The 25,516-nt window shown below is 62.2% G+C and carries 19 protein-coding genes; 10 read left to right on the top strand and 9 right to left on the bottom strand.

Going from position 1 to position 25,516, the window contains the following annotated elements; translation table 11 throughout:
- Nucleotide 1: 1 nt before the first annotated feature.
- Nucleotides 2-1,075, bottom strand: a complete 1,074-nt coding sequence (gene cydB / locus LDN75_RS08725) for a cytochrome d ubiquinol oxidase subunit II (protein WP_223936789.1) — start codon at nt 1,073-1,075, stop codon at nt 2-4.
- A gap of 17 nt (nt 1,076-1,092) precedes the next feature.
- Entirely contained in the window at nt 1,093-2,688 is a 1,596-nt protein-coding gene (locus tag LDN75_RS08720; protein ID WP_223936783.1) for a cytochrome ubiquinol oxidase subunit I, read from the bottom strand.
- Nucleotides 2,689-2,968: 280 nt separating this feature from the next.
- On the opposite strand from LDN75_RS08720, the gene LDN75_RS08715 reads away from it, so the two are divergent.
- Together LDN75_RS08715 and LDN75_RS08710 are read left to right on the top strand one after the other, a co-directional pair.
- Nucleotides 2,969-3,355, top strand: coding sequence for a BlaI/MecI/CopY family transcriptional regulator (locus tag LDN75_RS08715; protein ID WP_189016115.1), 387 nt, complete (start codon nt 2,969-2,971; stop codon nt 3,353-3,355).
- Between the two features lie 5 nt (nt 3,356-3,360).
- Nucleotides 3,361-4,386 (top strand): M56 family metallopeptidase, encoded by a 1,026-nt coding sequence (locus LDN75_RS08710; RefSeq protein ID WP_223936781.1) that lies wholly within the window; start codon nt 3,361-3,363, stop codon nt 4,384-4,386.
- Nucleotides 4,387-4,420: 34 nt separating this feature from the next.
- On the opposite strand, the gene LDN75_RS08705 is transcribed toward LDN75_RS08710, so the two are convergent.
- Nucleotides 4,421-4,957 (bottom strand): Chromate resistance protein ChrB, encoded by a 537-nt coding sequence (locus LDN75_RS08705; RefSeq protein WP_223936779.1) that lies wholly within the window; start codon nt 4,955-4,957, stop codon nt 4,421-4,423.
- Between the two features lie 33 nt (nt 4,958-4,990).
- Between LDN75_RS08705 and LDN75_RS08700 the strand changes: the two genes are divergently transcribed.
- Entirely contained in the window at nt 4,991-6,238 is a 1,248-nt protein-coding gene (locus LDN75_RS08700; RefSeq protein WP_223936778.1) for an MFS transporter, read from the top strand.
- A 2-nt stretch (nt 6,239-6,240) separates the two neighbouring features.
- On the opposite strand, the gene LDN75_RS08695 is transcribed toward LDN75_RS08700, so the two are convergent.
- The gene (locus LDN75_RS08695; protein WP_223936777.1) at nt 6,241-8,349 is read right to left on the bottom strand and encodes a DNA topoisomerase IV subunit B; all 2,109 of its coding nucleotides are present in this window, start codon (nt 8,347-8,349) and stop codon (nt 6,241-6,243) included.
- Between the two features lie 303 nt (nt 8,350-8,652).
- On the opposite strand from LDN75_RS08695, the gene LDN75_RS08690 reads away from it, so the two are divergent.
- Nucleotides 8,653-8,874 (top strand): hypothetical protein, encoded by a 222-nt coding sequence (locus tag LDN75_RS08690; protein ID WP_021473125.1) that lies wholly within the window; start codon nt 8,653-8,655, stop codon nt 8,872-8,874.
- 160 nt (nt 8,875-9,034) lie between these two features.
- Here the strand turns inward: LDN75_RS08690 and LDN75_RS08685 are convergent, their stop codons facing one another.
- From LDN75_RS08685 to LDN75_RS08670, 4 genes are all read right to left on the bottom strand, one after another.
- A complete protein-coding gene (locus tag LDN75_RS08685) occupies nt 9,035-10,354 on the bottom strand; it encodes an RNA polymerase sigma factor (protein WP_223936775.1) in 1,320 nt (439 codons plus the stop codon).
- 254 nt (nt 10,355-10,608) lie between these two features.
- Nucleotides 10,609-11,871, bottom strand: a complete 1,263-nt coding sequence (locus tag LDN75_RS08680; RefSeq protein ID WP_223936773.1) for a DUF4192 domain-containing protein — start codon at nt 11,869-11,871, stop codon at nt 10,609-10,611.
- Nucleotides 11,872-11,989: 118 nt separating this feature from the next.
- A complete protein-coding gene (locus LDN75_RS08675) occupies nt 11,990-13,351 on the bottom strand; it encodes an MFS transporter (protein WP_223936772.1) in 1,362 nt (453 codons plus the stop codon).
- A 35-nt stretch (nt 13,352-13,386) separates the two neighbouring features.
- Complete coding sequence (locus tag LDN75_RS08670; protein WP_223936770.1) at nt 13,387-14,325, bottom strand: PAC2 family protein; 939 nt, start codon at nt 14,323-14,325, stop codon at nt 13,387-13,389.
- 334 nt (nt 14,326-14,659) lie between these two features.
- Between LDN75_RS08670 and LDN75_RS08665 the strand changes: the two genes are divergently transcribed.
- The 5 genes from LDN75_RS08665 to LDN75_RS08645 all read left to right on the top strand — a co-directional run bounded on the left by LDN75_RS08665 (nt 14,660) and on the right by LDN75_RS08645 (nt 20,880).
- Complete coding sequence (locus tag LDN75_RS08665; protein WP_223936768.1) at nt 14,660-16,183, top strand: leucyl aminopeptidase; 1,524 nt, start codon at nt 14,660-14,662, stop codon at nt 16,181-16,183.
- A gap of 298 nt (nt 16,184-16,481) precedes the next feature.
- Entirely contained in the window at nt 16,482-17,864 is a 1,383-nt protein-coding gene (gene lpdA / locus LDN75_RS08660) for a dihydrolipoyl dehydrogenase (protein WP_223936763.1), read from the top strand.
- Between the two features lie 114 nt (nt 17,865-17,978).
- On the top strand, nt 17,979-19,748 hold the full coding sequence (gene sucB / locus LDN75_RS08655) for a 2-oxoglutarate dehydrogenase, E2 component, dihydrolipoamide succinyltransferase (RefSeq protein WP_223936762.1): 1,770 nt from the start codon (nt 17,979-17,981) through the stop codon (nt 19,746-19,748).
- 162 nt (nt 19,749-19,910) lie between these two features.
- Nucleotides 19,911-20,264 carry a hypothetical protein gene (locus LDN75_RS08650; RefSeq protein WP_223936761.1) on the top strand — a complete coding sequence of 118 codons (354 nt, stop codon included), beginning with the start codon at nt 19,911-19,913 and terminating at the stop codon, nt 20,262-20,264.
- Between the two features lie 187 nt (nt 20,265-20,451).
- The gene (locus LDN75_RS08645) at nt 20,452-20,880 is read left to right on the top strand and encodes an OsmC family protein (protein WP_223936760.1); all 429 of its coding nucleotides are present in this window, start codon (nt 20,452-20,454) and stop codon (nt 20,878-20,880) included.
- A gap of 119 nt (nt 20,881-20,999) precedes the next feature.
- Here LDN75_RS08645 and LDN75_RS08640 read toward each other — a convergent pair whose 3' ends face one another.
- Entirely contained in the window at nt 21,000-24,506 is a 3,507-nt protein-coding gene (locus tag LDN75_RS08640; RefSeq protein WP_223936758.1) for a S41 family peptidase, read from the bottom strand.
- A 97-nt stretch (nt 24,507-24,603) separates the two neighbouring features.
- Here LDN75_RS08640 and LDN75_RS08635 point away from each other — a divergent pair, with 97 nt between their 5' ends.
- Nucleotides 24,604-25,503 (top strand): TIGR01777 family oxidoreductase, encoded by a 900-nt coding sequence (locus LDN75_RS08635; RefSeq protein WP_223936756.1) that lies wholly within the window; start codon nt 24,604-24,606, stop codon nt 25,501-25,503.
- The last annotated feature ends 13 nt before the right edge of the window (nt 25,504-25,516 follow it).

Raw genomic sequence — 25,516 nt, 5'->3', positions numbered from 1 at the left:
GCTAGGCTCCCGGGTTGGAAGGGGTGGTGTCCTTGGCAACCAACACCTTCGCGGCGATCGCCGGAAGGAAGCCGTGGGCTTCGGGAATGTGGGCTGCACTGACACGGCGCCGGAACACCCAGTACGTCCAGGCTTGGTAGGCAATAACCAAGGGAAGTCCGATCGCCGCAACGATGCTCATCAGGCCCAGCGTGTAGTTGGATGATGAAGCGTTGGAAACAGTCAGGCTGAACGCGGGATCCACGGTTGAGGGGATGACCACTGGGAATGCTGCCCCGAAGATCGATGCGGTGGCGCAGACCACGAAAACTCCGATCGCGCCGAACGCCCGCCCCTCGGATCCCTTGCGGGCCCACTGCCAGGCCAAAGCTACTGCCGCGACTCCGGCCACAACGATGACCCACGTCCACGGCTTTCCGGCAAGGAACTGCACCGCGACCATCCAGGCGAGCATGGGCAGGACAGCAAACGGCACCAGTCGCACAAACCACCGGCGGGCACGGAGCCGCACGTCGCCGTCGGTCTTCAACGCCAGGAACGCCAAGGCGTGGACCAAAGCGAACGCGACGACACCGAAGCCGCCCAGGAGCGCGTAGCCGCTGAACCATGCGAACGGTCCGCCACTGCGGTCCCCGTTGGCGTTGAGTGGCAAGCCCGTGGTGGTAAGCGCCAGGGCCGCGCCGATGCCGAAAGCGGCCACGAACGATCCGACGGCGATTGCCCAGTCCCAAGTGGTGCGCCAGCGTTCACTGTCCACCTTGCCCCGGTATTCGAAGGCGACCGCCCGGAAGATCAGCGCCACCAGCACGCCGAGGAGCGGCAGGTAGAGCGCCGAGAACAAGGAGGCGTACCACAACGGGAAAGCTGCGAACGTGGCCCCGGCCGCAGTGAGCAACCAAACCTCGTTGCCGTCCCAGACAGGCCCGATCGTGTTGAGCAGGACGCGCCTGTCCGTGTTGTTACGCGCAAACAGCTTCATGAGCATGCCTACGCCGAGATCGAAGCCCTCAAGGAAGAGATAGCCGGTCCACAACACGGCGATGGCCACGAACCAGATGGTTGGCAACAGTTCCATTGTCTATTCCTCTGCTTCTAGTAAGCGAACGCCAGGACGTCGTCGGCTTTGTCAGGACCCGGGGTGCCGTCGTCGTTCTTGTCGCGCGGCTCCTGCTCCTTGCCGTGCGCGAGTTCCGGCATGGCAGAGGCGACGCCGCCGCGGACGTACTTGACCAGGAGCTTGACTTCCACCACCAGCAGGACAGCGTAGATGGCGGTCAGGACAACCAAAGAGCTCATGAGTTCGCCTGCACTGACGCCGGGTGAAACGGCGGCGGCAGTGAACATGAAGACCTGGTCAATACCGTTCATGTCAGGGTTGGGCGCCACGACGAAGGGTTGTCGGCCCATTTCGGTGAAGATCCAGCCCGCGGCGTTGGCCCCGAACGGCGCCAGGATTCCGAAAACGGCAAGGCGCATGAGCCACTTTGACTCAGGAACGATGCCCTTGCGGGTGACCCACAGGGCTATCAGCGCGGCCAGGGCCGCAACGCCGCCGAAGCCGATCATCATCCGGAAGCCCCAGTAGGTGACCTCCATGACGGGGACGTACTGGATTTCCTGGCCTGCGCGGTCTCCATACAACGGGTTGTCCGGCAATTGCGTGCCGTACTTCTCCTTGTACTCCCCAAGCAGGCTGTTCACGCCCTTAACCTCCGTGGTGAAGTCGCCCTTGGCAAGGAAGGAGAGGATGCCGGGCACTTCGATGACGGCCACAATGTCGTCACAGTTCTTGGCGCCCAAATTGCCGACGCTCAGCACGGAAAATCCGGTACCGTCGTGGCATGCCGCCTCCGCGGCAGCCATCTTCATGGGCTGCTGCTCGAACATGAGCTTGCCTTGCAGGTCACCCGTCAGGGCGGTGCCGGCGAAGGAAATCATCGCCACCACTGCGCCGATCCGCAGGGAACGCATCCACACTGTGTAGTCACTCTTGTCGCGGCCCGCGATGTCGGCCTCTCCTGCGACCAGCCGACCATCCTTGCCAACCACGTCAATGCCGTCATGGCGGCGGCGCCACAAGTGGTACCAGGCGATGCCGAGCAAGAAGGCACCTGCAACTCCAAGGGCACCGAAGAGCGTGTGCGGTACGGCAACGAGCGCAGTGTTGTTGGTAAACACCGCCCAGGCGTCGGTCATGACGGGCCGTCCATCCACCATCTCAACGCCCACGGGATGCTGCATCCAGGAGTTGGCCACAATGATGAAGTAGGCGGAGAAGACGGAACCGATCACGGCAATCCACAGGCAGGCCAGGTGGATACCTCGCTTCAGTTGCTTCCAGCCGAAGATCCAGAGCCCGAGGAACGTGGACTCGACGAAGAAGGCGAGAAGGGCTTCGAGAGCCAGCGGCGCGCCAAAGACGTCTCCAACGAACCGGCTGTATTCACTCCAGGCCATGCCGAACTGGAATTCCTGCACGATGCCCGTTGCCACACCCATGATGAAGTTGATGAGGAAGAGCTTCCCCCAGAACTTGGTCATCCGTAGATACTCTGGCTTGCCCGTGCGGTACCACAGGGTCTGTATGACGGCTACCACCAAGCCCAGGCCGATAGTGAGCGGCACCATCATGAAGTGGTAGACGGTGGTGATTCCGAATTGCCAGCGTGCGATTTCCAAGGCGTCCATGGCTGTCCTTTGTCCGGCGGCCCGAAGAGCGGTGTACTTACTTCTACGTTACGTAGAAAACTAATCTTCTACACAGTGTAGAACAAATGGCAAAGCCACACGCCCATTCTTCAAGCGGCGTAACGCACCTGCAAGGGTAAATGGGCATCCGCGGCGCGCCGATAGTTCTACCTCACGTAGAATGAAGGGCTGAAAAGCGGTAGATTTGTGGTGGAATGTTGGATCATCGCTCCCAGGCTGTGGCTTTTGCCACCGGGGCGCGGAAGGTAGGGACGTATTGATGGCGAGTCTTGGGGAACTGGAACGGGCAGTGATGGACCTGCTCTGGGCGGGCCAGGAGGCTGCAACTGCCAACACCCTGCGTGATCTTCTCGCGCAGGACTCCGAAGCCGGCGACGGCACAGCGGGACACCAGGGCAAGGACCTGGCAGTGACCACGGTCCTGACCGTGCTCTCCAGGCTGGAGAAGAAAGGCTTGGTGGAACGCGAACGCGGAACCCGGCCGCACCGCTACCAGGCAGTTTCGAGCCGCGCGGACCATACTGCCGAACTTATGCACGAGGTCCTCGGCTCGGCTCCTGACCGCGAAGCCGTCCTGGCACGCTTCATTGGTTCCGTCTCCGAAAGTGAAGCCGCTACCCTGCGCAAACTGCTCGGCTACAATTAGCCAGTATGTTCTGGACCTCATACTTCCTGGCGGTCCTGGCATTAATACTGGCGTGGCCGGTACCCGTTTTGCTTTCGCGCGCGCAATGGCCTGCCCGCTCCCCTTTCACGGCCATGGTCTTGTGGCAGGCGATTGCCCTCGCAGGTGGCTTGTCCATGATCGGCGCCATGCTCGTCTACGGCCTCGAACCGATCGGCGACAACCTGATCGCGGGGCTCAGGAGCCTGGCGGGCATGGTTTTCAACAACGAGCCAACCACCGCACTAGGCTTCTGGCACCTCTTCGCCCTGTCTGCGGCCGCACTATTGACGGCGCACCTGGTGTTCACGTTGCTGTTGACTTACTACAAGATTGAACGGCAACGCAGTCGACACCGCGAACTGCTCACGCTTCTGGCCTCACCCTCCGACGACGGTCCGGGCACCGTAGTGATTAACCACGATTCCCCCGTGGCATACTGCTTGCCCGGCGGTGCACGCTCTGTGACAGTCTTGTCCGACGGCCTCATGGCCGCCCTCGAGCCGGCAGAACTGCGGGCGGTGCTCATCCATGAAAATGCCCACCTCTCCCAGCGTCACGATCTCCTCCTCTGGGCCTTCGCAGCCTGGCGGCAGGCGCTCCCTTGGTTCCCCACCACACGACTTGCCCAGACGGCCGTGAACTCCCTGATCGAAATGCTGGCTGACGACGTCGCGCTCAGGACCGAAAGCAAAGGGACCTTGATCAAGGCCATCGCCATTGTCTCCAGCGGGTCCTCAACACCAGGACTTGGCGATCAGGCGCTAAAGGGGAAGGCACTTGGCGGCGCACTGAGCCCACAGGCGCTCGGCGGGGGCGCCGTCGTCGAGGGTGGCACCGTCAGCGCCACCGGCGGGGCAGATTCACCGCGTACGACGGCGTCACGCGTCAGCCGCCTTCTCTCGCCGCAGCCTCCGCTCGCCAAAACTCTTCGCGCCCTGGTGTTGGCTGCCTCGGCACTGCTCCTCGCCGTACCCACGGGGCTCCTGATCGTCCCGGGGTTGCTGGGCTAAGTACGAAGATTGCCCGGAGGCCCCAGGCTGCGTCTCAGGGAAGCGTCGCGTCATAGACCAACGACGAGTAACCCTCCAGGGCGGTCACGCACCGTGCCAGGCCAGCCGAAGCTTGGTCGGCTTGCGGGAGCCGCAGCACGTCCCTCGATTTCAAGCCGCGATACCAACGCCGCAAGCGCTCCAGGCTCTGCTCTTCCTCCTCCAGTTCCGCGAACGTGAACTTCTTCCGCGAAATTTCCTTGGCTATCTCCTGCTCGAACTTTCCGCAATCCGCCATGAACTCCGCCCATTCCTCAGCGCGGGCGGCCTCAAACGCCGCCCGGAAGGTATCGGCACCATCGCGGGGTGATGCATCCACCAAGGTCCATTTGCCATCGCTTTTGGAAACCAGGGAACGGGCCTTGGCGAGCCCGGCCTCAAAAGCGGAGTGTGCAGGCACCAACCACGTGCCCGGCAACAAGGGAACCGCCCCGGTCCGCCTAAGTTCTCGCCACACCGCAACACGGTGCTTGGACGGTTGCGAGGGCACCTGGACAAGAATGAGCAACCATCCCAATTCGTCGTCAGTCACAGGAGCGAATGTAGCAGCTGTTACATTGAGGGCGTGAACGAGGACAACTCACTCTTGACTGCAGCCGTCTCCCCCAGCCACCGATGGCCCCTCTATGCGGCCGGCTTCACCACAGCTTTTGGCGCCCACGCCGTGGCTGCCGGACTTGGGGCAGAAAGTGCGGACATTGGTTTGAGCCTGCTTGGCCTGGGCGTGCTGTTGGCCCTGTACGACATCGCGGAAGTCTTCCTCAAGCCGGTCTTTGGGGCGATCAGCGATCGTATTGGGCCGAAGCCTGTGATCATCGGAGGCCTCCTTGCTTTCTCCGCCGCCTCCCTGATCGGACTTTGGGCCGGTGAACCCCTCCTGCTGGCTGCGGCGCGGCTTGGCCAAGGCATGGCCGCCTCGGCCTTCTCACCGGCGTCCTCTGCCGGCGTTGCCAGGCTCGCGGGCAAGCACACGGGACGATATTTCGGCCGCTACGGCTCATGGAAGGGGCTTGGCTACGCGGTCGGTCCCCTGCTGGGCGCCGTAGCGATCATCGTCGGCGGGTTTAAGCTTCTCTTCCTCATCCTGTCCATACTGGGATTGGCAGTAGCGATCTGGGCTGCCATCTCCGTGCCCCGCATGGCTCCCCTGCCCCGCCCCAGATACACCATCGTTGATGTCTGGAAGCAAAGTACCGAGCGATCGTTCCTTGGGCCTACCTTGGTGATGGCGGCGTCGACTGGCGCCTTGGGTGCCGCTGTGGGGTTCCTGCCGGCCCTGGCGGCAAGGGAAGGGCTCGGCACCACCGGCAGCGTCGCCGTCGTGACCGTGCTGGCCTTGGCGTCGTCGCTGGTCCAGCCGAGGATCGGAGGATTACGCGATCGGGGAGTCATCGCAGACAGGCCAGGTATGGTGGCCGGCTTGCTGGCCATTGCCCTCGGCGTACTTATCGCGGGCTTTCTTCCCGGATCGGCGGCTATCGACGGTGCGATTTCCCTGTATCGCGGCGTGCCCATCTACGGCGGTGCGGTCTTCATAGGACTGGGAATTGGCATTGCCACGCCACTGGCATTCGCGCACTTGGCGGATGCAACTCCCGCTGAACGACTCGGCCGTACCATGGGTTCGGCCGAGCTGGGACGGGAGCTTGGTGACGCAGGCGGCCCCTTGTTGGTGGGCGGGGTTGCCGTAGCGGCAGGCCTCCCCTGGGGCCTGGGCGCACTGGCTCTCGCCGTAGGAGCAGCAGCCTTTGCGGCACCAGCTTCCGCGGCTTCCGGGTCCGCGACGAAGGCGGCCCGGAAACCGCAGGTCTGAACTCAGGCGTCGATGCGTTCCCGGTCCAGCGTCGCTGCCCCGGCGATGATGAATTCCTTACGGGGAGCCACGTCCGAACCCATAAGGAGATCGAAAACCTCTTCAGCACGCTGTGCACTGTCAATGCCCACCTTCCGCAAGGTCCGGTGGCGCGGATCCATGGTGGTCTCTGCGAGCTGCTGGGCGTCCATTTCACCCAAGCCCTTGTACCGCTGGATGGGCTCCTTGTAGCGCTTGCCCTCCTTGGCAAGGTTGGCCAGGAGGACATGCAATTCTGCCTCAGAGTACGTATAGATCATCTCGTTGGCCTTCTGGCCCGGGTTGATGACCTCCACGCGGTGCAGGGGCGGAACAGCGGCAAACACCCGGCCAGCCTCGACCATGGGTCGCATGTAGCGGAAGAAGAGTGTCAGCAACAGCGTACGGATGTGGGCGCCGTCGACGTCGGCGTCCGTCATCAGGATGACCTTGCCGTAACGCGCGGCGTCAATGTCGAAACTGCGCCCTGAGCCCGCACCCACAACCTGGATAAGTGCGGCACATTCCGCGTTGGAGAGCATATCCCCTACCGAAGCCTTCTGGACATTAAGGATCTTGCCTCGAATAGGAAGCAGGGCCTGGAAATCTGAAGACCGGGCAAGCTTGGCGGTACCCAGCGCAGAATCACCCTCAACGATGAAGAGTTCGGATCGCGCCACATCATCAGTACGGCAGTCGGCAAGCTTGGTGGGCATGGACGAGGTTTCCAGTGCGTTCTTTCGGCGCTGGGTCTCCTTGTGCACCCGGGCCGAAATGCGCGACTTCATTTCGCTGACGATCTTTTCCAGCAGCAGCGCCGATTGTGCCTTGTCGTTGCGGTTGGCAGAGCCCAACCTGCTGGAGATTTCCTGCTCGACCACCTTGGCAACGATGGCACGAACAGCAGAAGTGCCAAGAATTTCCTTGGTCTGTCCCTCGAACTGTGGCTCGGCCAAGCGGACTGTGAGTACCGCCGTGAGGCCGGCCAGGACATCGTCCTTCTCGATCTTGTCGTTGCCCGCCTTGAGCTTCCTGGCGTTCGTTTCCACGGCCTTTCGGAAGGTTTTCAGCAACGCCGCCTCAAAGCCCGCCTGGTGCGTACCGCCTTTGGGGGTCGCAATGATGTTGACGAAGCTACGCATCGTGGTCTCGTAGCCGATCCCCCAGCGCAGGGCAATATCGACTTCGCAATCGCGTTCGACTTCGGCAATCTTGCTGTGCCCGTTTTCGTCAAGGACCGGAACGGTTTCCTTGAACTTTCCCGAACCGTGGAGGCGCCACACATCCGTCACTCCGGAGTCAGCTGCCAAGAACTCCACAAATTCCGAAATGCCGCCGTCGTGGTGGAAGACTTCCTCGTGCACACCGTTCTCACCGGGCGTGCCCGCAAGCTTGCGCTCATCGCGGACAGTGATCTTCAAGCCGGGGACAAGGAACGATGTCTGGCGTGCGCGCGAGGCGAGGTCGTCATAAGAAAACTTGGCATCGGGAGTGAAGATCTGGCGGTCTGCCCAGTAACGCACCCTTGTACCGGTGACGCCGCGTTTGGCCTTGCCAACAACGTCCAGCACAGAGTTTTCAACGAACGGCTCAAAGGGCGCATTGGGGCTGGGCTTGGCTCCGGAATCGATGAAGCGTCCGGGCTCACCACGCCGGAAGGACATTTGGTACGTCTTGCTGCCGCGGTCCACTTGAACATCCAACCGGCTCGACAAAGCGTTGACCACCGATGCACCTACGCCGTGGAGGCCACCCGACGCCGTGTATGAACCGCCACCGAACTTGCCACCTGCGTGCAGCTTCGTAAAGACAACTTCGACGCCGGAAAGGCCAGTCTTCGGTTCGACGTCAACCGGGATGCCTCTGCCGTCGTCATGGATTTCGACTGAATTGTCCGCGTGCAGGATCACTTTGATGTCATGCCCGAAGCCGGCCAGGGCCTCATCGACAGCGTTATCGATGATCTCCCACAGGCAGTGCATGAGTCCACGGGAGTCGGTGGAGCCGATGTACATGCCCGGGCGCTTGCGAACGGCTTCCAGGCCCTCAAGGACAGAAAGATGCCGGGCGTTGTATTCAGAACTCGGTGCCACTCGCGGTGTGCTCCTTCGGGGTATATCTCAAGGTGTCTTTCAGGGCCTGTTCACGTGCTGATCCATGTGCTGATCCATGTGCTGATTCAAGTGCTGATTCAAGTCCTGATCCAAGGCAAACACTGCCCATCTTAGGCTAGTCGCGGCCGCCCATCCCCACCGGTTGCCACTCCCGGCAACCAGCATGTTGCTTCGTTACGTTACGCACATGTGATACGCGGACAGCGAAAGTGATCCATCCTTGCCATGGTTCTGCTCCGAATACTGGTTATATGGATGTACAGAACTACTAAGGAGGCCGACATGACAACAGCAGTTGCAGACCGCACACTGAACGCAGCTGACCGATGCGATCGTTGCGGGGCTCAGGCATATGTCCGCGTTGTACTCGAGTCCTCCGGCGGTGAGCTGCTTTTTTGCGGCCACCACGCACGCGCAGTTGAGGCCACGCTTCGGCCCCTGACCTCCGACTGGCACGATGAGACCGAGCGCCTCAACGAGAAGGCACCCGTCCCTGTCGATTAGGCAGGAAAGCCCGGCCACAAGACCGGCAAACACTTCGAGCATTCAACAGGGCTCCTCCCCACCAGGGAGGGGCCCTGTTGTGTTGGCCTCGATTTTTCCGAAACAAGAACAGCCCAGCCGGATGATCCGGCTGGGCTGTTCTTGATGGTGAAGGAAAATCCTAGTCCAGGTAATCCCGCAGGACCTGCGAGCGGGACGGGTGCCGCAGCTTGGACATGGTCTTGGATTCGATCTGGCGGATTCGCTCACGCGTAACGCCGTAGACCTTGCCAATTTCGTCTAAAGTCTTAGGCTGGCCATCGGTCAAGCCAAAGCGCATGGCGACGACTCCGGCCTCACGCTCGGACAGCGTGTCCAGAACCGAGTGCAGCTGCTCCTGGAGGAGCGTAAAGCTCACGGCATCAGCCGGAACAACAGCTTCCGAGTCTTCAATGAGGTCGCCGAACTCGGAGTCGCCATCCTCACCCAGTGGCGTGTGCAGCGAAATCGGTTCACGGCCGTACTTCTGGACCTCCACGACCTTCTCAGGCGTCATGTCCAATTCCAGCGCCAATTCTTCAGGCGTGGGTTCGCGACCCAGGTCTTGAAGCATCTGGCGCTGGACACGGGCCAGCTTGTTGATGACTTCCACCATGTGCACCGGGATGCGAATGGTGCGGGCTTGGTCGGCCATGGCGCGCGTAATGGCCTGGCGGATCCACCACGTTGCATACGTGGAGAATTTGAAGCCCTTGGTGTAGTCGAACTTCTCAACGGCGCGGATGAGGCCCAGGTTGCCTTCCTGAATGAGGTCCAGGAAGAGCATGCCACGGCCGGTGTAGCGCTTGGCCAGGGAAACAACCAGGCGAAGGTTGGCTTCTAGCAGGTGGTTCTTGGCGCGCTTGCCATCGTGGATGACGAACTCAAGCTCACGCTTGAGCTTCGGGTCCATCGAACCGTCGTCGGCGTTGATCTTTTCTTCAGCAAATAGTCCGGCTTCGATGCGCAGCGCCAAGTCGACTTCCTGCTCAGCGTTCAGCAGGGCGACCTTACCGATTTGCTTCAGGTAGTCCTTGACGGGGTCAGCGGTGGCACCGGCGGACATGACCTGCTGGACAGGGGCGTCGTCGTCATCAGCGTCCGAATAGACAAATCCGGATCCGGGTGCCGCGGGCTTGTCTTTGCCGGTTACGGCGCCGTCCTCGACGTCGTCGTCTCCGACTTCAACTTCCTCGGCTGCTGCGGGATCGAAATCTTCGTCCTCGACAGCCACTTCGTCGGTGTCGGGCTCGGAGTCCGAAGACTTGTTCGCGGCTTCGGCCGCGGCCTTGGCGCCGGGCTTGGGTCCACGCTTCTTTGGTGCCGGCTTGTCAGAGTTGTCCTCTGAAGCCTTGGTGGCAACACGTGTCGCCGCACGCTTTGCCGAAGTGGCCGCCTTGTTTTCCTCAGCGGACAGTTCGGCCTGGGCGGCGGGTTCCTTCTCGACGGAAGACGGGGTCACAGAAAACCTTTCTAGCGGCGGTCTGTGGAATCACCATGCGGGCAACACCACTATGACCCTGTCAAGTCCGCGATCAATTTCAAATGCGATCGCCGTCCGCAGAGTCACTATGTACAACTGCCAACGACACCGTAATGTTCCCCGATTCCGGGCCCATTGCGGGCATTCAAACGCGGACCCAACCGGGTCTCGGCATCCATTGTCTCACGGTTTTATGAATCCGACGCTTGATGAAGCCCGAGAGCTACTGAAAGCTAGTGCAGGGAGCCTTTGTAGCTTCCCCATGCGGACTCGGGACGGCTGGCCCAGGCGCAGATGCTGCCTTGCCCGAGGATCTCATCCAGCAATTCGGCTAGCCTGTACCCCGGCCTCGCCGAATTTGCACGCACAAGGCAGGCGTGTGCGTAGGATCCACTTCCCTTGCACCAGGCAACCCAGCCCTGCAGGGTCAAAGCGGCAGCAGCTACTTCCCCCACTTCTCCTTCAACGCATAGATACGACAGCACGCGCTGCAGGGCATCCAGGTGACCCCAGTCCGGCACTGCCGGTTCAACTCCCAGAAGGATGTCAGCGTACGCAAAGATGTTCCGCTTCCCCCTTGTTCCAAGGGTCCCGTCAGCGGACCTGTGGGCCTTTGTGGGCAATCCCAGCCCGTTGGCATCGAAGGGCAGCGGCTCGGAGCTGTCACTGCTGCACAACCCGAACGCAGCTGCCCCTGCCTTCGCGGAGCCGGTACCCGCCGCCGCCATAATCATGAGACCGTCCCGCCAGGCCGGGACACCGAGTGTCGATCTCAGAAAACCGGTGAGTTCCGGGGTGAATGCTTCCATGGCGTTGCCGTCGGGTTGGGTCCGCGTGTGGTCCAGAACCCGTAGCCACACATCCAGAACGGCATCAAAGCAGCTACCGTTTCGCCACGACAACCGCATCCGCTTGGCGAAATCTGATTCGGCAGCAGACACCGCAGCATCCAGAACGCCCGGGCGGGCAAGGACCGGTGGATTTGCCCGGCTCCGTGGAGAGGGTCCAATGGTGCTCCCTCGATAAACCATCTCAGCGCTGAGCTGGCTGTTCCGAATGCGGTCTATCGGCAGACCGGGCGCAGGGCAGCACTCCTGATCAGCGCAGAAAGCGTTGCGCCAATACTCGGGACCAACCAACCATGCATCCCGGACAGACAAATCAACGTGGTCAAGGGTTTGTTGGAGCTGGGCCAGCAGTGGAAGTGACCTCCTGACAACCCTGCCGTCGTCCCAACCCCTCTCCGTGTAAACGGCAAGCACCACGCCGTCGGCGAGAGTGTCCGCAATCAAGTAATTACGTACGTGCTCGGCAAAGTCTGCGAGCGCGCGGCCCGAACCCGCGGCAGGCAGGTCCACCCGAAGAGCCGCTCCGAGTAACTTCCCCTGCATTGTGATGGCCACAAGGCTGTCTTCGGGCCAATAGCCCAACAAGTGCGGGATGTAACCGAGGATGTCTTCTGGTTGATGAATGCTTAGCGTCTCTTTGGCGGTCATGGTTCAAGCTTGGGTAGCACCCACGCGTGAAAACAGGGGCCATCAGGCTTATGTGGATAAAGGTGGACACAGATGGGCGAACCACCGAAACTGCGCTCCCGGAGGTTGGTGCTTGCAGTTATCCGTTGTTGCCTTCATCCGACTGTGCACGCACCGCACGCCGGCGCTCGATCCTTTCGCGGCGCTGCTTGGCCAAGGTTGCCGCAAGCGGAGGTACGTGGATTCCCTGCTCTGCCATCTGCAACCGGACTTTGCGTCGGGTGAGCATGATAAGCAGTGTGCCTATGCCCAGAAGGACGAACTGGACGCTGAGGGCGACGCGGAACGGATCAAGGCCGTACAAATCCCCGCCGGAGAATCCGCTCGCGTTCAGGACGTCGAGCACCAGGCCGATCAGGTAGATCGCCACCAAGGCAGCGATGAATCCTCCTACGTTGACGATCCCGGTGGCCGTACCAATGCGGTGCGAGGGATTGAACGTACGCGCGAAGTCGAATCCAATCATGGAGCCCGGGCCACCAACGGCCAGCACCACCACCAGGATCACCAGCAGCCACAACGGCGCCCGGCCCGGAAGGATGAGCACTGCAGCCCAAGCCAGTGCAGTGGACGCGGTGATCAGGAGGACCATGGCCGATCGCCGCATTGGATGTTTGGAGACAAAGCGTCCAAATCCAGGTCCGGAGACGATGGCAGTTGCCACGAACAGGGCCATCAAGGCAGAGACCGTCCCCGCATCGAGTCCCTGAGCGGAGAGGAGGAAGGGATAACCCCACGTCATGGCAAAGAGGTTGCCGCTGAACTGGACGGTGAAATGGCTCCACAAGCCAAGACGCGTGCCCGGCTGCTTCCAGGCGCGCGAAAGGGAAATTCCGGTAGCCCGCAGGCCCTGCCCGGTTTCCCGCGGCGGGTGTCCGGGAGGCAGGTCCCGCAACAGCGCGAGGACCAGGATGATGGCCAGCACGGACATCGCCGCGAGTGAAGCGAAGGCGGGCGTCCAGCCGGCGGAGTGAAGAAGCAGGGCGAAGGGAACCACGCTGAAAAGTTGGCCCAACTGCCCGCACATGCCGGTGAGCTGGGTAACCAAGGGAACCCTGGCCGGGCTGAACCACAATGGAACGAGCCGGATGACGGAGATGAACGTCATGGCGTCACCGGCCCCCACCAGGACGCGGCCCAAAACCCCTCCCGGGACGCTGTCCGCGAAGGCGAGCTGCAACTGCCCCAGGCCCATCAGAATGGCACCGCCGGCAATCATGACGCGCGATCCAAACCTGTCTACCAGGACGCCTACCGGAATCTGCAAGCCGGCATAGACAAGCAACTGCAACACGGTAAAAAAGGAAATGGCCGAAGCACTGGCATGGAAGCGTTCCGTTGCTTCCAAGCCGGCGACACCAAAAGAGGTTCGCTGCGCTACGGCCACCAGATAGGCAAAGACGCCGATCGTCCAGATAAGCCAGGCGCGGGGAGCAGTCACCCCTCAATTATGCCTGTCAGGAGTTCAAAGCTGATTTATTGAGGCGAGTCTTTACGCGCCAGGTACGCTTCCACGGCAGCCCCGATGTCCTCGGCGTTAGGCAATTCGTCGTTCTCGTCGGCGAGCAGAGACCGCCTTACGATGCCCTCGGATTTCTCGTCGTAGCGGGCCTCCAGGTTGGCCACCACAGCCTGCACTTCTTCTGAAGCTTCAATCTGCTCGGCGATCTGGCGGCCGACTTCCCGGCCAGCTTCCCGGAGCCGGTCGGTAGGAAGCATCAGGGACGTCGCGGCTCCCAGGTACTCCAGCCCTGCCACCGCGGCTGGCGGGTATTCGGCTTCGGCCAGGTAGTGCGGCACGTGGATGACATAGCCGGCCACGTGGCGTTCGGCTTCCGTGAGCCGGAGTTCAAGGATGTGTCCAATGGCGGCGGGAACATCCACCGTTGGCTTCCAACTGGAGATGCCTTCGATGAGTTCGGGACGATTGCCGTGAACAGTTACTCCCACCGGCCTCGTATGCGGTACGGGCATGGGAATCGAATGGATCCAGGTGACCAGGTTGACGTCGAGCTTCTCCACGATTCCCACCACCGCACGGGAGAAACGCTCCCACTGCAGGTCGGGTTCGAAGCCGGCGAGCAACAGGAACGGCTGGCCCAGGCCGTCCGTGAGCCTGTAGAGCGCCAGCGTGGGTGCGTGATAGTCCTGCAAATGGTCTTCGACGAAGCTGATGTGGGGGCGCCGTGAGCGGTAGTCGATGAGCTGGTCGGCGTCGAACATGGCTACCACCTCGGCGTCGAGTTGGTCCAGGAGTTCCGCGTTGATCTGCCTGACCACGTGACCGGCATCGGCAAAGCCCGTGAAACCCATGACCATATTCAGCCCGCGCAATTCAGGGCTGTGGAATATCTCGATGTTGCTCGCGTAGAGCGCCTCGGGGTCCAGGAGGGAGCCGGATATCCGTTCAAACACGGCATGTTCCTTTCGCAGTGGCAAGGTTCGGTGCCCCCATCCATCGTCGGTCATGGCGTCGCTGACTTCATGAAGGTGATGTGGGGACTTTGTTTCTCTTGGTACAACGCTGCACGCTCAAGTGGCATTCCTGCCACTGGTGTGCCGCAGCTCTCATTTAATTGCTTTCCGCAGCCTGCGAGAGACTACGATCGAAACGGGCCGACGTCCTTTTGCGACGCTGGACCTGAAGATCAAGGCCGCCGTCGCAAGAGGACGTCGGGCGCGTACCGGGGCAGGCCGCCAAACATACGGCCCCGCCATGCAATGCAGAGAGAAGTGAGGAAACATCCTCGTGGTCAAGACTACTGACATCATCCTCGGCGTCATCGCCAAGGACCTGAAAAAGTCACCCAGCGACGCACTTGTGATCGGAGTTGCCCAAGGCTCGGACGGACCAGTGCTGCTCGAGAACCCGCTCAGCGCCAAGGCCGCTGAGTCCATGGAGGGATCGCTGAAGCTCCTTGGGGTCACCGGGGCTCCTGATCAGGCGCACCGCCTTCCGGGTTTGCCGGAAACGGGCTCAGGGATCCTGGTCCTGGCAGGCGTGGGCAAATTGTCCGAGGACGGCAGCCTGACTGAAGAGGCGCTGCGCCGGGCCGCAGGGTCCGCAATCCGGCAGCTTGCCGGGGTCCCATCGGTGACCTTGGCGTTCCCGACGGCGTCCGTCACCGACGTCGCTGCAATCGCCGAAGGCGCCGCCATGGGCGCGTACTCCTACACTGAACACCGTTCAAGCAGGGATGGGCTCAAGGATCCGGTGGCCAAGGCACTGATCTTCACCGGCGTGGACGCCAAAGCTGTACAACCTGCGCTTGACCGGGCAACAGTACTGGGCAGGGCCGTCAACGCGACGCGCACGCTCGTCAACCAGCCACCGAGCCACTTGTACCCCGAGTCATTCGCCGAATCCGCCAAGGAACTGGCCAAAGGACTTCCCGTAAAGGTGACGGTCTGGGATGAAAAGCGTCTGGAAAAGGAAGGCTTTGGCGGCATCCTCGGTGTCGGCAAGGGTTCAACCCGCCAGCCACGCCTGGTCAAGGTCGAGTACGCTCCGGCAAAGGCAACCCGGAAGATCGCGCTCGTCGGCAAGGGCATTACCTTCGACACCGGCGGTATCTCCATTAAGCCTGCCCTCGGCATGGGTGACATGAAGAGCGATATGGCCGGCGCCGCCGTCGTTCTTAATACGGTCCTCGCCATCGCCTCGCTGGGCCTGCCCATCAAGGCAACCGCGTGGCTTTGCATTGCCGAGAACATGCCATCCGGCGCTGCCCAGCGGCCGGCCGACGTTCTTACTGTCTATGGTGGAAAAACGGTCGAGGTCCTGAACACGGACGCCGAGGGCCGCCTGGTCATGGCGGACGGCTTGGTGGCCGCGAGCCTGGAAAAGCCGGACGCCATCATCGACGTCGCTACACTCACCGGCGCCCAGCTCATCGCGCTCGGCCTGCGCACGGCAGGCGTCATGGGCTCCGACTCCGTTACTGCGGCGTTGAAGTCTGCCGCAGACCGCGCAGGCGAGCTCGTCTGGCCGATGCCACTCCCGGAAGAGCTTCGCCCGAGCCTGGACTCCCAGGTTGCGGACCTGGCCAACATCGGCGAGCGTAACGGCGGCATGATGACCGCGGCCGTGTTCCTGCGTGAATTCGTGGGCAAGAACGGCGACGGCCAGCAGATCCCGTGGGCCCACGTCGACATCGCCGGCCCATCGTTCAACAACGGCAGCCCTTACGGCTACACGCCCAAGCAAGGGACAGGATGCACCGTCCGTACCTTGGTGGCCTACGCAGAGGATCTGCTGGCCCGCTCCGAGTAAGCACCCGGCTCCACCGCACTTAAGCGGATTGTGCGTGTAGTGCGGATCCGTCCGCACTGCCCGCACAGCCCCGGAATTATGCGGGGTGTAGCGCTGTGTCACAAGTGAACGTGAGTCTCGACACAAGCGCTCCACAAACGCCCGTGGAGGGTGGAGCATGGGTAGGTGGTTCGCTAAGGTGAACTCGATAGTCACAAATGCAAGAGAACTTAGGTGCTGGCATAATCACGGCAGAACAAGTTCCAAAGACCCGATGACACGCAGTCCCGTGTCATCATTCACGCGAGGGAGCGTTTTAGTGGCCGATCAGGCAACTGCGCAAGAATTCGACATCCTGGTACTCGGTGGCGGCAGCGGCGGCTACGCCACTGCCCTGCGGGCCGTACAGCTTGGGTTCACCGTTGGCCTTGTGGAAAAGGCAAAGCTCGGCGGAACCTGCCTGCACAACGGCTGTATCCCCACCAAGGCACTCCTGCACTCGGCCGAACTGGCCGACCATGCACGCGATTCCGCCAAGTATGGCGTGAACGTCACGCTCGACAGCATCGACATGTCTGCCGTGAACGCATACAAGGACGGCATCATCGCCGGTAAGTTCAAGGGCCTCCAGGGACTCATCAAGTCCAAGGGCATCACCGTCATCGAGGGTGAAGGCAAGCTCCAGGGCCACAACACCGTCGTCGTGAACGGCACCTCTTACACGGGCAAGAACATTGTCCTGGCCACGGGTTCCTACTCCCGTTCACTCCCCGGCCTGGAAATCGGCGGCAAGGTCATCACCTCGGACCAGGCCCTCACCATGGACTACATCCCCAAGAGCGCGATCGTCCTCGGTGGCGGCGTCATCGGCGTCGAGTTCGCTTCCGTTTGGAAGTCCTTCGGCGTGGACGTCACCATCATTGAGGGCCTCCCCTCCCTCGTCCCCAACGAGGACGCCTCCATCGTCAAGAACCTTGAGCGTGCCTTCAAGAAGCGCGGCATCAAGTTCACCACCGGCATCTTCTTCCAGGGCGTGGAACAGAACGACGACGGCGTCAAGGTCACCTTGGTTGACGGCCAGACGTTCGAAGCCGACCTCCTGCTCGTGGCCGTTGGCCGCGGTCCGGTGACCGCCAACCTTGGCTACGAAGAAGCAGGCATCACCATCGACCGTGGCTTCGTCATCACCAACGAACGCCTCCACACCGGCGTTGGCAACATCTACGCCGTTGGCGACATCGTCCCTGGCGTCCAGCTCGCACACCGCGGCTACCAGCAGGGCATCTTCGTCGCCGAGGAAATCGCCGGCCTGAACCCGGCAATCGTCGAAGACATCAACATCCCCAAGGTCACCTACTGCGAGCCGGAAATCGCAACGGTGGGCTACACCGAAAAGGCCGCCAAGGAGAAGTTCGGCGACGACCAGGTGCAGACCCAGGAATACAACCTTGCCGGCAACGGCAAGAGCTCAATCCTCGGCACCGGTGGCATCGTCAAGCTTGTCCGCCAGAAGGATGGCCCCGTGGTGGGCATCCACATGATCGGCTCCCGGATGGGTGAGCAGATCGGTGAAGCCCAGCTCATCGTGAACTGGGAAGCCTACCCGGAGGACGTGGCCCAGCTGGTCCACGCCCACCCCACTCAGAACGAAAGCCTGGGCGAAGCCCACCTCGCCCTCGCGGGCAAGCCGCTCCACGGCTAAGTCTTTACCCAAGACAAACGGACAGGGTGCATGCGGCGGAATCCGCCGCATGCACTCTGTCCGGACCAGCAGAATTCATCCGCACAAAAGATCAATAAGGAGAACGGGGACGACATGTCTGAATCCGTTAACTTGCCCGCCCTCGGTGAGAGTGTCACCGAAGGAACCGTCACCCGCTGGCTCAAGCAGGTTGGTGACCGGGTAGAGATCGACGAGCCGTTGCTCGAGGTTTCCACCGACAAAGTAGACACCGAAATCCCTTCTCCGATCGCAGGCGTCATCGAAGAAATCCTCGTCGCTGAAGACGAGACCGCAGAGGTTGGCGCCCCCTTGGTACGCATCGGCGACGGCTCCGGCTCCGCCGCGCCAGCGGCTGAAGAAGCGCCGGCCGCCCAGGAAGCACCTGCGGCTGCCGAGCAGGCTGCCCCCGCCGAAGAAGCCCCCGCTGCGCCCGCTGCTGAGGAAGCCCCTGCTGAAGCTCCTGCGGCCTCCGGCGGCGAAGGCCACGAAGTAACCCTCCCCGCCTTGGGTGAAAGCGTTACCGAAGGCACCGTCACGCGCTGGCTCAAGGCTGTTGGCGACACCGTTGAGGTGGACGAGCCCCTTCTTGAGGTTTCCACTGACAAGGTCGATACCGAGATTCCTTCCCCGGTTGCAGGCACTTTGCAGGAAATCCGCGTCAACGAAGACGAAACCGCCGAGGTCGGATCGGTTCTCGCCGTCATCGGCTCCGGCGCTGCCGCGCCTGCTGCGGCTCCAGCGCCCGCCGCCCCCGCGGCTGAGGCTCCCGCAGCTGCTCCCGCTCCTGCGGCTGAAGCTCCCGCGCCGGCTACCGCTGCAGCGCCAGCTGCTCCTGCTGCCGCCTCCGCACCTGCGCCCGCTCCTGCTGCACAGGCTCCTTCTGCTGCACAGGCTCCTGCTGCACCGGCCGAAGCTGGCTCGTCCTCCGAGTCCGGCTACGTCACTCCCCTGGTACGCAAGCTGGCAAACCAGCAGGGCGTGGACATCGCTTCCGTGTCCGGCACCGGCGTCGGTGGCCGCATCCGTAAGCAGGATGTCCTTGCCGCAGCTGAAGCCAAGCAAGCCGCCGCAGCAGCGCCGGCCGCGGCCCCTGCTTCTGCTCCTGCCGCCAAAGCTGCGGCACCCGTTGTTGCCTCGTCCCTGCGTGGCACCACGGAGAAGGCTCCGCGTATCCGTCAGGTCATCGCCCGCCGTATGCGCGAGTCACTGGAAGTCTCCACCCAGCTGACCCAGGTGCACGAGGTCGACATGACCAAGATCGCCAAGCTCCGTCTGAAGGCCAAGAATTCGTTCCAGGCACAGAACGGTGTGAAGCTGACCTTCCTGCCGTTCATCGCCAAGGCCGTGGCGGAAGCACTGAAGCAGCACCCCAAGCTGAACGCTGCCTACGACGAGTCCAAGCAGGAAATCACCTACCACAACGCCGAGCACCTGGCTATTGCGGTAGACACCGACAAGGGCCTCCTGGTACCGGTGATCTCCGACGCCGGTAACCTCAACCTTGCCGGCCTGGCCGCTAAGATCGCGGACGTCGCAGGACGTACCCGCGATGGCAAGATCGGCCCCGACGAGCTGTCCGGCGGTACCTTCAGCATCACCAACATCGGTTCCGTTGGTGCCCTGTTCGACACCCCGATCATCAACCAGCCGCAGGTGGGCATCCTGGGTACGGGCGCAATCGTCAAGCGCGCCGTCGTGGTCGCCGACGAAAACGGCGACGATTCGATTGCCATTCGCTCCATGATGTACCTGTCGCTCACGTACGACCACCGCCTGGTGGACGGTGCGGACGCCGGCCGCTTCCTGCAAACCCTCAAGGCACGCCTTGAGGAAGGTGCTTTCGAAGCAGACCTTGGTCTGTAGCGCCAAGCACGTCTAGTCAACGGCAGGGCCGGCTCCGGGGCAACCCGGAGCCGGCCTTGCCGCGTTTAATTCCCCATACGTGGCTTTGGCGAACACATGCGGCTTTGGGGAACCCGCGTGGCATTGCTACAAGGCGTAGAACCAACTGGATAAGCTGGGGCCATGAGTATTCTCTTCAGCATTCTGGTGTTCTTGCACATCGTCGGCGCGGCCATGATTGTGGGCTACTGGATCGCCACCATCAAGACGCCCACCGTTCACCCCCGCCAGCGGGACGGCGCATTCCTGCAGCTGCTCACAGGCATCGCGATGATGGGTATCCTGCCACTGATGCCCGATGCCGATCCCAACTACTTCAAGCTCGGCATCAAGTTCGCGATCGGCGCGGCCGTTGCTGTCCTGGCAGTTATCGGTTCCCGCAAGGTCAAGAATGGCGAACCTGTCTCCACAGGGTTGGCCCACGGCGTTGGCGGACTGGCCTTGGTGAACATCGCCATCGCCACGATCTGGAACTGATCGCGCAGCAGAAGTAGCCGATCCGCCTTCGCCGGGCGGGTCGGCTGCTTTGTCCCGTGCTGGCCAGGGGTCACAATCCACTGACAGCGGAATGGCTGTGCAGCACGCGGGCCAAATCCATAGGATTGATCCGGTGGCAACCGCCGAAGGCTGGTTGCCGATTCACAACGACCCCAGAGGAGTGGACATGGCAGCAACACGCACCGCACACACGGTTTGGAACGGCAACCTGATTGAGGGCTCCGGCAACACGACCCTGGACAGCTCGGGCCTGGGCACGTTCGATGTCACCTGGAAGGCCCGCACGGAGCAGGCAGGCGGCAAGACGAGCCCCGAAGAACTGATCGCCGCAGCCCACTCCGCATGCTTCTCCATGGCTTTCAGCAACACCCTTGCGCAGGCAGGATTTACCGCGGAGGAAATTCAGACGCAGGCCGACGTCACTTTCGTTCCGGGCACCGGCATCACTGGCAGCCACCTGACCATGACCGCCAGGATTCCGGGCATCTCGGAAGAGGAGTTCCGCCGCATCTCCGAAGAAGCCAAGACCGGCTGCCCCGTTTCGGGTGCGCTTGCCAGCATTGAGATCACCCTGGACGCAACGCTCGCCGCATAGCCCAGGCAGGCTTCGCAGCACCAACACAGCATCACAGCAAAGGCCCCGCGGCCTCCCGGTCAGGGAAGGCTACGGGGCCTTACGCATTTTCATTGCACCACGAACTTGAAACGGCGCAGCTAGCCCTTTTGTGGACGGGCAGGCAACGGGGCTGGCCGCACCTGGCGATAACCTTCTCGCAACGGAGGTCGGTCAGTGGGTAGCTCCTGGATCATTTCCTTGAGCGCGCCAATGCCGTACTCAAGTTGCGGATCTGTGCCTGCTGCGTAGGCATGCGGCGGGAAGAGAACTTCGATGTCGGGTTCCACACCGCGGTTTTCAACATCCCAGCCGATCCCACCGCCAAACCATGTGGCATAGCGGGGCTGGGTCACCCCGGTACCATCAGCCAGCGCAAAGCGGTTGTCAATGCCCACCACTCCGCCCCAGGTCCGTACGCCGATGACTGGCCCGATGCCCCTCAGCTTGGACACTTGCGTGATGATGTCGCCATCGGACCCAGCAAATTCGTCGGCCAGGATAATCACGGGGCCCCGGGGAGCATGGTGCGGGTAAGTCCGCGGCTTCTCGCCACGCGGCATGCTCCAGCCAGTGACCTTCCGGCCAATGAGCTCGGCCACCAGTTGTGAGGTGTGCCCCCCACGGTTACGCCGGACGTCTACAATCAAGCCGTCCAAGGCGGTCTCTGTATCGAGGTCACGATGCAGCTGGGCCCACCCGTTGGCCATCATGTCCGGAATGTGCAGGTAACCGAACTTGTCGCCTGACGCCTCACGAACTGTGCGTCGATTGGCCCGGACCCAGTCCTGGTAGCGCAACCGCTCCTCGTCACGGATCGGAACCACGGCAACCCGTCGTTGGACACCCGCGGCCTCGCCATGTCCGGCGCCATTCAAAAGTGTCAATTCAACGGTGCGCCCCGCTGCGCCCACCAACTGCATGGCCGGCGTCAGCGCCGCGGAAAGCTCGACGCCGTCAATCGCCAGAAGGACGTCGCCCACCTTCGCATCCGCGCCGGGACGCGTTAACGGCGAGGTGGCCAATGGATCAGAAGACTCTCCAGCCAGGATTCTGGTTATTTCCCAGCCCTTGCTGCCGAGCTGCAACTCGGCCCCCAGTCTGCCTTGACCATTGCGGCCAGGTTCAGTCACCGGAAGAGGCCGCACATAGGCATGCGAGGTGCCCAGTTCGCCGTGGATCTCCCACAACAGGTCCACGAGGTCGTCGTGGGAACCGAGCCGGTCCACAATCGGACGGTAGCGTTTATAGACCGAATCCCAGTCCTGCCCGGCCATGTCCGGAGCCCAGAAGAAGTCCCTCTGCAGGCGCCATGCTTCGTCGAAGGCCTGGCCCCAGGCAGCCACGGGATCCAGGATCACGCGGATCCTGTTGAGATCCACTTTGACCAGTTCCCCGGATTCCTCGTCCACCTTAGTGTCTGACGGAATTGACATGATCTGCTTATCAAGGACATAGACCACCCTCTTGCGATCGCCCGACAACCGATAGCTGTCCACGGCGGCAAGGAGGGTGGATTCCTTGCGCTTGGCAAGGTCGAAGCGCACCAAGGACGGGGCAGTCTTCTTATCCTGCAGGGTGCCCTTCCCTTCGCCAGTGACACCCGACAGCTCAGTATCAAGCCACAGCAGCGCCCCGTCGCCTGCTGCGAGTGCGGAGTAGTTTCCCTGCGCCACAGGCACCGTGATGACACGGTGCGCAAGGCCATCTGCATCCACGCGCACAACTGGCGCGCCGCCGTCGTCGGGCTTTACTGTGGTGGCCGGCAGATCCTCAAGCTCGTCCACGGACGGCCCGAACGGGGACGGCGTATCAGCAGCCAAGGCCAGCAGGTACGGCTTGATGGGACTCGGGAAGGAAAGGTCGAACGAATGTCCGTCATAGACGGGGTCAAAGCTTCGGTTGGACAGGAAAGCCAGGAACTTCCCGTCCGGCGTGAACCGGGGTGATTCATCGCAGAAGCGTCCGTCAGTGGCATCGATGATGCCGGCGTCAGGTTCCGCGGGGCGGACCAACCGAAGCTTGCTGCGGGAACCGAACGACGTCACCGGCTCGGACCAGGCAAGCCACTGCGAATCAGAGGACCACGACAATTGTTCAACGCTGCCTTCGCCAATACTCACCAGACGCGTCAGTGTCCCGGTGGTCGTGTCAGCTACGAAAACGTCACCAAAAGCCGTGCCGATGGCCACCCAGCGACCATCAGGGCTGGCTTCCAGCGCGCTCGTCCTTGTAGGTGCAGGGAAGTCCAGGCGGAGGTCGTCCGCTTCCTCGACAGCTATGGGAGCGACAGGTACCCCAGTTCCCCCCACAGTGTCTGCTGAGGGGTGGGCATGAGCGGCTTCATCGGGGTTTTCCGCCGCAAGGTCCGTATTCGCGGCCTGGTTGGCTGACGCGTTCATGGAGGAACCTTGCGCCAGGACGTTCGTCGCAGAAACCGGTTTGGGGAGTTCGGCTTCACTGGAGACAACAGCCGGCTCCGCAGCCTTCGGCACGTCAACGACTCCGGACAAACGGGCGGCGATGCGCTTGACGTACAGGGCCTCCACTCCCCCGTGGTCGGCCACGTAGGCGATCCGGCCATCCGTCAAGGGGCGCGGAAGGCGGGCCCGGACACCCGGTGTCGCTTCGACCACCCGCGACGGCCCGTCCTTGTGGCGGAGCCAATGGATGGTGCCATGTGACTCAACGGCGCTGGCCGTTCCTGCAGTGTTCGGAAATACATCGCCCAAATGCGCAGACGCTTTCAGTGGTGCGGGGCGCCGTGCCGGCGATGCAGAGCCGAGCGTGATGTCCAGCTTCACGGCTTCAGCATCGGCGTCGAGTGAGGGCAGGATCCAGAGTTCACCAGCAGATTCGAAGATTATCCGCTGGCCATCCGTGCTGGCGTGCCGGACATAGAAATCTTCATGGTCAGTGTGACGGCGCAGTCCTGAGCCGTCGGGAAGCACTGAATAGAGGTTTCCGTAGCCTTCGTGGTCTGAAAGGAAGGCGATGCGTCCTTGGATCCACAGCGGGTCAGTCAGGTTGCCCTCAACCTCGGGGATCAAACGCTCGAACTCACCGTTGCCGTCAGCGTCAATCCACAACTTGCCTGCGGTGCCGCCCCGGTAACGTTTCCACCAAGCCGGCTCCCGGGAAAGGACGCTCGCCAGGACCACGGGCTTCTCGTCACCGATTTCCGGTCCGAACGCCACCGCCTCCACCGGCCCGAAAGGAAGTTCGACGGCGGCACCTCCGTCCAAGGGGAGGCTATAGGCGTACGTGTGGCGGCTCTCGGATTGCTGGAAGGCACTGGTGACGAGGACGTTTCCAGCCGGCGTGAAGCCCTTGACCCGGGTTGTGCTGTGTCCGAAGTAGCTCAGCTGCCTGTACCGGCCGCCGTCGACGTCCGCCGTGACAACCTCCGGTGCCGTACCAACAATGGCAGTCCACACGAGCCGTTTGCCATCGGGAGTGAAACGGGGATTCCTTGCCGGCAACTGCTGGGACGAAACACGCCATGCCCTGCCACCAGAGATGGGGGCGATCCAGATGTCGTCTTCGGCCACGAACGTGACCAGTTCGCCATGCACATGCGGGAAACGGAGGTAGCTGGAGGAGGTCATTGTTCGATCATAGTCAAGAGGCACGACGTCAAGAGGCACGCGCCCCGCGCTTCGCGCGGTGTTTCCGCCACATGCCGGGATCGTGGTGAGATGGGTCATGCGAATCGTTTTGTCGGGAGCCTCAGGCATGATTGGGACGGCTTTGTCCGCGCATTTGAGAAGTGAGGGCGATGAGGTCATCCGGCTGGTCCGGCGGCCTGCCATGGCAGCCGACGAAAGAACATGGGATCCAGCCACTGGAGTCTTGGACGAGGCATTCCTTGAGGGCGCAGACGCGGTGGTCAACTTGTCCGGCGCTGGAATCGGAGACCGGCCCTGGACCAAGCGAAGAATCAACATCCTTCGTGAGTCGCGTCTTCAGCCAACCCGCACACTGACTGCGGCGATGCGTCGCCTTGGCCAGCCAACCTTGTCCTTTGTCAGCCAGTCCGCGTCCGGCTATTACGGTGCCTCCCGGGACGGCGTGCTCCGTGAGGACTCCGGTCCAGGCGCGGGAGTGCTGGGTCCGCTGTGCGTCGAATGGGAGCATACGGCCAGAACCGCCCCATCCAGCGTAAGGGTAGTTACCCCCAGGACGGGCGTGGTTTTGAGCACTTCCGGCGGTGCGCTCGGCCCGATGCTTCCCCTGCTCAGGCTTGGGCTTGGCGGACCCTTCGGAAACGGGCGACAATTTTGGCCTTGGATCACGCTCGCCGACGAAGCCGCTGCACTCGCTTTCCTCCTCAAGTCCGATCTGGAAGGCGCAGTCAACGTGTGCGCCCCGGAAAGCGCAGACGTTAACGCCATTGTCGGGCGGCTGGCGAAAGCGTTCCACCGACCTGCCTTCGTCCGCGTCCCACGGCCTGCCCTGCGGCTTGTCCTTGGCCAACTTGCGGACGAACTCGTCCTAGCCAACCAAAGAATGGAACCAGCCAAGCTCGCCGCCGCTGGTTTTCACTGGCAACACCCGAGCCTCGACGAAGCCATGGCTTGGCTGACAAGCGGCTCTTCGCGCTGAATCGTCCAACCCA

This window comes from Arthrobacter sp. StoSoilB5 (assembly GCF_019977235.1).
Taxonomy (GTDB): domain Bacteria; phylum Actinomycetota; class Actinomycetes; order Actinomycetales; family Micrococcaceae; genus Arthrobacter.
The sequence above is the reverse complement of the archived record's forward strand: the minus strand, read 5'-3'. Positions and strand labels throughout refer to the sequence as shown.

Excerpts from the sequence above, each read along its gene's own strand:
- LDN75_RS08715 (WP_189016115.1), top strand. The coding sequence starts at position 2,969 with ATGGCGAGTCTTGGGGAACTGGAACGGGCAGTGATGGACCTGCTCTGG.
- LDN75_RS08635 (WP_223936756.1), top strand. The coding sequence starts at position 24,604 with ATGCGAATCGTTTTGTCGGGAGCCTCAGGCATGATTGGGACGGCTTTG.
- LDN75_RS08640 (WP_223936758.1), bottom strand. The coding sequence starts at position 24,506 with ATGACCTCCTCCAGCTACCTCCGTTTCCCGCATGTGCATGGCGAACTG.
- LDN75_RS08650 (WP_223936761.1), top strand. The coding sequence starts at position 19,911 with ATGAGTATTCTCTTCAGCATTCTGGTGTTCTTGCACATCGTCGGCGCG.
- LDN75_RS08645 (WP_223936760.1), top strand. The coding sequence starts at position 20,452 with ATGGCAGCAACACGCACCGCACACACGGTTTGGAACGGCAACCTGATT.
- LDN75_RS08710 (WP_223936781.1), top strand. The coding sequence starts at position 3,361 with ATGTTCTGGACCTCATACTTCCTGGCGGTCCTGGCATTAATACTGGCG.
- LDN75_RS08720 (WP_223936783.1), bottom strand. The coding sequence starts at position 2,688 with ATGGACGCCTTGGAAATCGCACGCTGGCAATTCGGAATCACCACCGTC.
- cydB (WP_223936789.1), bottom strand. The coding sequence starts at position 1,075 with ATGGAACTGTTGCCAACCATCTGGTTCGTGGCCATCGCCGTGTTGTGG.
- LDN75_RS08690 (WP_021473125.1), top strand. The coding sequence starts at position 8,653 with ATGACAACAGCAGTTGCAGACCGCACACTGAACGCAGCTGACCGATGC.
- LDN75_RS08680 (WP_223936773.1), bottom strand. The coding sequence starts at position 11,871 with ATGACCGCCAAAGAGACGCTAAGCATTCATCAACCAGAAGACATCCTC.
- sucB (WP_223936762.1), top strand. The coding sequence starts at position 17,979 with ATGTCTGAATCCGTTAACTTGCCCGCCCTCGGTGAGAGTGTCACCGAA.